7 protein-coding genes are annotated in these 9483 nt (G+C 39.8%); 3 read left to right on the top strand and 4 right to left on the bottom strand.

All coding sequences use genetic code 11. The features are described from left to right. Window positions 1-9 precede the first annotated feature (9 nt). From I6F45_RS02175 to I6F45_RS02165, 3 genes are all read left to right on the top strand, one after another. Complete coding sequence (locus I6F45_RS02175; protein WP_165740586.1) at window positions 10-843, top strand: MBL fold metallo-hydrolase; 834 nt, start codon at window positions 10-12, stop codon at window positions 841-843. A gap of 128 nt (window positions 844-971) precedes the next feature. After that, the gene (locus I6F45_RS21565; protein ID WP_331460629.1) at window positions 972-3083 is read left to right on the top strand and encodes a CHASE2 domain-containing protein; all 2112 of its coding nucleotides are present in this window, start codon (window positions 972-974) and stop codon (window positions 3081-3083) included. Then, window positions 3055-4716, top strand: coding sequence for an HD domain-containing phosphohydrolase (locus I6F45_RS02165; protein WP_121953548.1), 1662 nt, complete (start codon window positions 3055-3057; stop codon window positions 4714-4716). Before I6F45_RS21565 ends, I6F45_RS02165 begins: the two co-directional genes overlap by 29 nt. 288 nt (window positions 4717-5004) lie before the next feature. Here I6F45_RS02165 and I6F45_RS02160 read toward each other — a convergent pair whose 3' ends face one another. From I6F45_RS02160 to hscB, 4 genes are all read right to left on the bottom strand, one after another. Then, window positions 5005-6432, bottom strand: coding sequence for an NAD-dependent succinate-semialdehyde dehydrogenase (locus I6F45_RS02160; RefSeq protein ID WP_197159549.1), 1428 nt, complete (start codon window positions 6430-6432; stop codon window positions 5005-5007). Window positions 6433-6680: 248 nt separating this feature from the next. After that, the gene (gene fdx, locus I6F45_RS02155) at window positions 6681-7019 is read right to left on the bottom strand and encodes an ISC system 2Fe-2S type ferredoxin (protein WP_007586379.1); all 339 of its coding nucleotides are present in this window, start codon (window positions 7017-7019) and stop codon (window positions 6681-6683) included. Window positions 7020-7030: 11 nt separating this feature from the next. Further along, on the bottom strand, window positions 7031-8893 hold the full coding sequence (gene hscA / locus I6F45_RS02150) for a Fe-S protein assembly chaperone HscA (protein ID WP_165741392.1): 1863 nt from the start codon (window positions 8891-8893) through the stop codon (window positions 7031-7033). 41 nt (window positions 8894-8934) lie between these two features. Next, window positions 8935-9462 (bottom strand): co-chaperone HscB, encoded by a 528-nt coding sequence (gene hscB / locus I6F45_RS02145; RefSeq protein ID WP_007586374.1) that lies wholly within the window; start codon window positions 9460-9462, stop codon window positions 8935-8937. Window positions 9463-9483: the final 21 nt, after the last annotated feature.

The raw sequence follows: 9483 nt of genomic DNA, 5'->3' as shown, positions 1-9483 counted from the left end.
CCTTAAATTATGAAAGTTGAATTTTTTGGTGTTAGAGGCTCAATGGCTTCAGCAGGAAGTAATACACACATTTTTGGAGGAAATACCTCATGTGTGTACATCGAACAAAGTAACGGTAAAGATCTTATTTTAGACTCTGGTACCGGTATTGTAGAGCTCGGTACACGTTTACTAGAAACACAAAGTCCTATCAATATTTTGCTAACGCATAACCATTGGGACCATATTCAAGGGTTTCCTTTTTTTAAACCTATTTACCAACCCAACCGCGATATAACTATTACTGTGGGTAACGTTGATGATAAAAAAAGCCAAGATGCCATATTAAAGCAAATGAGTGGTTCGTACTTTCCGGTGTGTTATCAAGATTTACCTGCCAGCATTACGCTTAATACTGATTTATCGTCTCAAAAGCAATTTACACTTAATGATTTTTTGGTTTCGACTGCTCCACTAAATCACCCTGGTGGTGGTACTGCTTATTGTATTAAAGCAGATGAAAAAAAGGTGGCTTACGTTACCGACAATGAGCTAAATCCGCCAGAAAAAGCAAACACAAGTATTAGCGAATGGGTCAACTTTATTGAAGGCGCTGATTTACTAATTCATGATGCTCAATTTATAGATGCAGACTTGCCTCTTAAACATGGTTGGGGGCATAGCACCATAGATCAGGTGGCTGAGCTTGCTATAAAAGCGAGTATTAAAAATGTGGTTATTATTAGCCACGATCCATCAAGAACCGATGAACAGTTATTGGCTATAGAAAAATATTTACACACGCAGTACGCTCAACAGGTAAAAATAGAGTGCGGCCGAGAAGGACGAGTTTTTGATTTTTAGTCTATCAAGGAGCGTTACTCATTAGCTCCTTAAAACCAATTACTTCAAAGCACTTTTTCATTGGCGCTGTTATTACATTATTAATTGCATCAATAGAGCTATTTTCAACTGGGTCGCTTGCAAAGTTAGTGAACCGCGTAGAAGGTATAATATACGACTCTCGGTTGTTACTAACACTTTCAGAGACGCCTAGGCGTATTGATGAAACCGTTGTAATAATTGATATCGATGAAAAGAGCATGCAAGAACAAGGACGCTTTCCTTGGAGTCGATCAAAAGTAGCCGACCTTGTTACAAAGCTTACTGATGCAGGTGTTATTGTTATTGCATTCGATATATTTTTTTCTGAACAGGAAGAAAACCCTGTTACAAAAATTATGTCTGAAATTCCTGATTTATCAAAAAAGTACACCATCCCCTTTGCTGAAATTACTAAACAAGTCGATGCAGACACAAAACTAGCAAGCGCATTATCTAAAAATGATACTGTTCTTGGTTTTTTATTAATTGATGAACAACTCACTAATCAAAACCTGCCAGCTAAAAGCAGTGTTGTGTGGGCAAATGCGGATCATACTAATTCACAGATAAACCAGTTTCCTGGTGCTATTGTAAATATCCCTCAGTTACAAAATGCTACAACGGGCACCGGTTTTATCAATGCACATAGCGATGAAGATGGCTTTATACGTAAAGCAGCTCTTATAAATCGAGTTGGCAATAAGCTCTACCCTTCTTTAGCACTTGAAGTTGCTCGACTTTATACCCTTGCTGAAAACATAGAAACCCGTTCCAATATATTAGATGGTATAACCTTATTCGAAGGTATAAAGTTTCAAGATAAGTGGATTCAAACTGATGAATATGGGCAAATATTAATTCCTTACAAAGGGCGTGCACATAGCTTCCCTTATTATTCGGCTACCGATATTTTGACCAAAAAAATTGGTTTAGAGGAATTAGAAGGCACAGTAGCCTTTATTGGCACATCGGCAATTGGACTCGCTGATTTAAGATCAACACCTGTTGGTTTACAGTATCCCGGTGTGGAGGTTCATGCCAATATATTTGAAGGATTAATGCACCCAGAGCTACTGCCATCTAAACCTAATTGGTCACTGGGAGCAAGTTTACTCATCATTGCATTAACGGGTAGCGTACTGTCGTTTTTTAGCCACGGTAAGAGCGCACGTTTTATTATAATTTTGTCTCTTACAGTCACAAGTGTCGTTATATTTTTAAACGTTTATTTATGGTCAGTGCAAAAAATTAGTTTATCTTTATTAATGCCCCTTTTACTCATCATTATATTAGCGGGTTATTACATCATTGTTGGTTCTATCGCTGAAATGAAACATAGCCGAAAAATAAAATCTATGTTTGACCAATATATGCCTCCTGAGCGTATAAATCAGATGATACTACAGGGCAAAAGTTTATCTCAAAAAAGTGAGCGAAAAAATATGACGGTGTTGTTTGCCGACATTCGTAGTTTCACTTCAGTATCAGAAAGTATGTCGCCTCATCAGTTAAGTGAATATTTAAACGAATATCTTACGGCTATTACCAAAATCATATTTGATCATAACGGGACTATTGATAAGTACGTAGGCGATATGGTGATGGCATTTTGGAATGCTCCACTAAAAGATGAAAACCACGCTCGCCATGGTGTTGAAGCCGCAATGGGTATGATTAACGGGTTAACGCAAGTAAATCAGTTATTTGCAGAAAACAATCAGCCTGCAATAAAAATTGGTATCGGTTTAAGTACTGGCGATATGAATGTAGGTGATATGGGTTCGGTTTACCGTAAAGCCTATACAGTTCTTGGTGATACTGTTAATTTAGGTGCTAGAGTAGAAAGCTTGACCAAATTTTATGGCGTAGCTATTCTTGTTACAGAAGAAACGATGAAGGAATGCCCTCATATTTCATTTCGTTTAATAGATAAAGTGCAAGTTGTCGGAAAAACAACGGCTGTACTGTTGTTTGAGCCTATAAATTTTACAGATAAGCTCGATGAAGAACAGTTAAATGAAGTTAAAAAATCACAGCAGGCCATGACGCTTTTTTATAATAAAAACTGGCCACAAGCGCTTAGCTTATTTAAAGAACTACACAACACGACCGTATTTAGCTCTGACGTTTATACCATTTTTATCGAACGTATTAAGGGCACTGATTTGCAAACACTAGCTAAGGATTGGAATGGTGCCTTCAAACATACTAAAAAGTAGTAAACATATGCGACAGCACATTAAAGACAAAACAAACCTTCAGCATTTTATCGATATTAGTATTAGGCTAACAACAGAAAAAAACTCGTCTAAGTTACTTGATGAAATACTGCAAGTTGTGATGTCGATAGCAAATTCTGATGCTGGCAGCATTTACTCTATTACCCCAAACAAACAACTCAAGTTTGAAACGGTAATAAATAAGTCATTAAATCTTTATTTAGGTGGCACTTTAGGGAGCCCTGTAGATTTTCCTAATATAGATCTTTTTATTGATGGCAAACCAAACGAAACCGCTATTGTTGCCCACTCTGCAAATTCTGGCGAAGTGATTAACATTCCTGACGTGTATGATGCCCTGCCTTTTGATATGAGCGCAGCTCGAAAAATGGACGCACGCACGGGTTATCGTTCTGAGTCCATGCTAACAATTCCTTTAAAAGATCATGAAGATGACATTATTGGTGTAATCCAGCTTATAAATGTAAAAGATGCGCAAAATAAAAACATTCCTTTTAGTGAAGAGCTTGTCACTCTAATTCGATCTTTTGCCTCTTTAGGCGCTATTTCACTAACTAACTCAACACTAATTAAGGGAATGGAAGATCTTTTTTCGACCTTTGCTGAAACAATTGCGATGGCAATAGATGAAAAGTCTCCTCATACCGGTGGCCATTGTAAACGAGTGCCAGCACTCACGTTAATGCTAGCTGATGCCGTACATGATATAAATAAAGGCCCTTTGGCTTCATTTTCGATGAGTGAGGCCGACCGGCATGAACTTGATATAGCAGGCTGGTTACATGACTGTGGGAAAATCGCGACTCCCGATCACATTATGGAAAAGTCGACAAAACTAGAAACTATTTTTGATCGAATAAAATATGTAGATGCTAAATTTGAAATAATTAGCCGAGATTTAAAAATAGCGTATCAGCAAAAAATCATCTGTGCGATGAAGCTGCAAAAACCTATCGAGGTTCAACAATTTGAACGCCTACTTGATACCGAGCTTAAACAGTTGGCATTAGACCGTGCATTATTACAGCGTGTGAATGTAGGGGGCGAGTTTTTAGGTGATGCAGAACTTGAGCACATTGAACGCATTGCAAACAAATACCAACTCGTTATAAATGATATTAATACACCATTGCTCTCAGCTGATGAAGTTGAAAACTTAACAATACGAAGAGGCACGTTAACCGAAGCCGAACGTGAAGTAATGAAACGTCATATGGATGTAACTAAAAATATTTTAGATGCCCTGCCGTTCCCTAAACACTTAAGCAATGTGACTGAATATGCTTTAGGTCATCATGAAAAACTTGACGGTACTGGTTACCCAAGAGGTTTAACCAAAGAGCAAATGTCGGTGCCTGCAAGGTTAATGGCTATTACGGATATTTTTGAAGCGCTATCTGCGGTAGACAGGCCCTACAAAAAAGCAAAACCGGTCAGTGAGTGTTTATTTATTTTAGGGTCAATGGTTGCTAAAAACCATCTTGATGCTGACATTTTTGCTATTTTTATTGAGTCGCAAGTCTATAAAAATTATATCAATGAATATGCTAACCCAGAGCAGCTAGATGAGATAGATTTTGATAACTTACCCGGTTACACACCTATAAGTTAGCACCTATAAGCCATGCCTTTATTCAAAATGCGCTTATTACAGCCTATACCTATCCAAACAAAAAAATGCCACCTTACGGTGGCATTTACACACGGGGTTATTTCTACTTATAGAAATCCTTTTACTTTTTATTTGTTTTTTTATGTTGTTTTATTAACAAAAAATATGTTCCCAAAGGTAGCATTTAGCGCTTTGGGTAGCAACAGTAAAAGGTAAAGTTCATATATCTGCCATATTAACGTCATAAAAAAGCGCGAAGTAAATTCGCGCTCGTATACTTAACTGCCGTTATATTTTAATACAAACGTATTTTTCTTCTAGGTACTCATCCAGCCCTTGATGCCCACCTTCTCGGCCCAAACCAGATTGTTTAACGCCACCGAAAGGCGCTACTGGGTTTGATATAACACCTTCGTTTACACCTACCATACCAAATTCAAGCCCTTCACTAATTCGGTAAATTTGCTTAATATTTTTGCTGTAAAAGTAGGCTGCCAGACCAAATGGTACATCGTTAGCAAGTGCAAGCACTTCACTTTCTTCATCAAAAGGAATAACCGTTAATACTGGACCAAATACTTCTTCGTGGTAAATATCCATCTCTGTCGTTACGTTGTTTACTATTAATGGGTTTTGAAAGCTGCCACCTAAGTCACTATTATCGCCAATCAACGTAGCACCTTTATCGAGTGCGTCTTGTACTAACTGTTGTACTTTCTCTTTGGCTTTAGGGTAAATGAGTGGGCCAATATCAACATCGTCTTCAAAACCATTTGCCACTTTTAGCGCTGCAACCTTAGGCGTGATTTTTGACAGTACTTTGTCGAGAATATTACGCTGTATAAAGATACGGTTTGCAGCAACACATGCCTGCCCACTATTTCTAAATTTAGCCGCCATTAGTCCTTCTACAGCTTCATCTAAATCTGCATTATCAAAAATGATAAAAGGCGCATTGCCGCCAAGCTCCATCGAGGTGCGTTTAATTGTGTCTGCACATTGAGATAGCAACTGCTTACCTACACCGGTAGAGCCGGTAAATGTAAACTTACGCACGACTTCTGAGTCAGTCAGCATTTTACCTACTGTTTTGGCATCTTGTGAAACCAGTACATTAAATGCACCTTTAACAAAACCAGCTTGATCGGCCAAATAAGCAAGTGCGATAGCGCATAGTGGCGTATGTTCAGAAGGTTTAAGTATAAAGCTACAGCCCGCAGCGTAAGCTGGAGCTACTTTACGAGTAACCATAGCAACAGGGAAGTTCCACGGCGTAATACCAGCTACAACACCGACAGGCTGCTTAAAGCTAGTTAAACGATGCGAGTTATCTGTTGGCGGAATTACATCTCCGTAACTACGTTTGGCTTCTTCTGCAAACCATTTGATAAAACCTGCACCGTAGTTAATTTCGCCAAGGGATTCTTTGAGCGGCTTGCCTTGCTCTTTGGTCATAAGCTCTGCAAGTGTTTGTTTGTGTTTTATAACTAGCTCATACCAGCGCATCAGCGTTTCGCTTCGCTCGGTGGCATTCGTCGCTTTTAATTTAACAAAAGCCCCTTGAGCTGCAGCTATTGCGCTATTTACACCCTGCTCGTCAATATCGCTTACATCAACAATACTTTTTTCGGTCGCGGGATCGTTAACGCTAAAGTGCGTATCAGTTTTATAAAATTCGCCGTTAATAAATGAGTCTGAGAAAATAAGATTACTCAAAATAAACCTCCGAAATAGATTTTAGGGATTGGGTTGAACTCTTAGCAGCGGGTTTACCCCGCGTTTATATAATCTGAAAAATACGTGATCATTTTGATGTTCAAGTTTGAGATTAGAAAAATTTAACTTAAAACGTTTGAGATTTAAAAACGCGACATAAAGTCGCTGCTACGTGTTTATAAATGCTTTTTTGAAACAAAAAAGCCGCTGTATCAAACAGCGGCTTTTAATATATACATCGTTAAAAACTAGTGCTCTTCATTAACGATATTGAGATTGTACTTAGGTATTTCAACCACTAAGTCTTCATCTCTTATAATTGCTTGGCAACCAAGGCGTGACTCAGGCTCTAAACCCCATGCTTTATCTAGCATGTCATCTTCTAGCTCATCACTCTCTTGTAGTGAATCAAATCCTTCACGAATCACTAAATGACACGTAGTACATGCACACGACTTTTCGCAGGCATGTGCAATGCTAATGCCATTTTTAAGTGCAGCGTCGAGTACCGTTTGGCCTGTAGGAGCTTCAATTGCAGCGCCGTCAGGACATAATTCAGGATGTGGAAGAAAAACAATTTGTGGCATTCTAATCTCTCTTAAATGTTGTCTACTGACTGCCCTGTAAGGGCCTTTTTAATTGATGCATCCATTCTACGCGATGCAAAGTCGCTACTCGCATTATCGACTTTTTCGATAGCTGCTTTAATTTCGCCAGGCTCTTGTGCATTTTCGCGCACTTTTACCAGTTCTGCAATTTCAGCGCGTAAGTTAGCAAGTTGCATATCGTCAAGTAATGCAGCATCGGCTGCAAGTGATGCATTAAGCGCTTCTATTACGCGTAACGCTTCTACTTGTTGCTCTTTAAGCATACGTGCTTGCATGTCGCCTTTAGCGTTGCTCATTGACTCTTTTAGCATGTTAGCTACTTGGTCGTCAGATAAACCAAACGAAGGCTTAACCTGAATCTCAGCTTGTACACCTGTTGATTTTTCCATAGCTGAAACACTTAATAGGCCATCAGCATCAACTTTAAAGGTTACACGAATATGCGCAGCGCCTGCCGCCATTGGTGGAATACCTTTTAAGCTAAACTTAGCAAGCGAACGACAATCATCAACAAGCTCACGCTCGCCTTGCAGCACATGTAATGACATAGCTGTTTGGCCGTCTTTAAACGTCGTAAATTCTTGCGCGCGTGCTACCGGAATCGTCGTATTGCGCGGAATGATTTTTTCAACCAAACCACCCATAGTTTCAAGACCTAGCGATAACGGTAATACATCAAGCAATAACATGTCAGAATCGGGCTTATTGCCAATTAACACGTCGGCTTGAAGCGCAGCACCTAAAGCGACAACACGATCAGGGTCGATTGAAGTTAGCGGCTCTTTATCAAAAAAGCTTTGTACTTGGCTACGTACCAGTGGCATACGGGTTGAACCGCCTACCATAATAACTTGCAGTACTTCGTCGTTTTCTATGCCAGCATCTTTTACAGCACGACGACACGAACGCAGTGTTTTTTTAACGAGAGGCATAGCCATTTCGTCAAACGTTTCGCGTGTTACTTCTACTGTGTATTTTTGATCGTCAAACTCAAGACCCACGTTTACTTTAGCGTATTGGCTTAATGCTTCTTTACACGCTTTTGCTTTATTGATGAATAAACGTAAAACCGAAGGTGACAACGCTGACACACCAGTTTGCTGCTTAAAGTAATCAACAAGTAGTGAGTCAAAGTCATCGCCGCCGAGGCTTGAGTCGCCGCCAGTTGCCATTACTTCAAACACACCTTGGTGTAATCTAAGTACTGATATATCAAATGTACCACCGCCTAAATCGTAAACAGCAATAATACCTTCTTGGCCAGAATCTAAACCATAAGCAACGGCTGCTGCTGTTGGCTCATTTAATAAACGTAGTACGTTAATACCAGCAAGTTCTGCGGCATCTTTAGTACTTTGGCGCTGTGCGTCATCAAAGTACGCTGGTACTGTGATTACAGCACCTAAAATCTCTTGATTACCAAAACTTTGCTCAGCTCGTGCTTTTAATGCAGCTAAAATATGGCTTGATGCTTTAATTGGACTGATTTTACCTGCCGCAGTTTCTATTGCTAGTGCACCATTGTGCTCACAAAATTCATACGGTAGCTGGCCATAACTTTGCTCTATTTCAGCCTGAGTTTTACCTAAAAAACGCTTAACCGAAATAAGCGTGTTGGCAGGGTCTTGCGTTGCTGCTTTTGCAGCTTCTGCGCCAACAGTAATACCGCCTGCTTGATAACGAACAACCGACGGTAACATAGCCGCGCCAAGATCATCAGTTAACGTGCGGGCTTCGCCACTTTGCACTGTTGCAACCAATGAATTAGTTGTACCAAGGTCAATACCAATCGCTAGTTTATGTTCGTGTGGTGCCGCGCTCTGCCCCGGCTCAGCAATTTGCAATAATGCCATAATGCTCTTTAAACTCGTGTTGCTCGCTTTGCAGCAAGTAATTAATCGTCAAATAAACTGTCTTCAATACGCTCTAGTTCGTCACGTAACTTATAAACAAACTTCAGTTTACGAATATTATCTGCGGCAAGTTGATATTGCTGCTCATCGTTACTTGCGAGTTGCTCGGCAAGTTGTGCACTGTACTGCGTGTTTAATTGCTTAATTTGTTTTTCAAAATTTGCAATGGCGGTATCAGGATCGCGCGACGATGTTAGCTCTTCAAGCTCTTCGCGAAGTTCCATTTGCTGCATTAAAAACATTGGATCTTGCAAGGTTTGCTGCTCTGCACGAATATCAACGCCTAGCTCGCTCAGCATATATTCAGCACGTTTTACTGGGTGCTTTAATGTTTGTAGCGCATCGTTAATTTCGGCGGCGCTTTGCACTGCCATTAACTTATCGCGGCTACTCGCATTCGCGTGGCGATCTGGATGTACAGTACGCTGTAATTCCAAGTAGTGCTTGTTAACCGTTGCTAAATCAATATTGTAATCAACGGGGACTGCAAATAATTCAAAGTAACGCATAACTTCAACCAATAATATTCA

It is taken from the genome of Pseudoalteromonas sp. SWYJZ19 (genome assembly GCF_015864375.1).
Taxonomy (GTDB): Bacteria; Pseudomonadota; Gammaproteobacteria; order Enterobacterales; family Alteromonadaceae; genus Pseudoalteromonas; species Pseudoalteromonas arctica.
The sequence above is the reverse complement of the archived record's forward strand: the minus strand, read 5'-3'. Positions and strand labels throughout refer to the sequence as shown.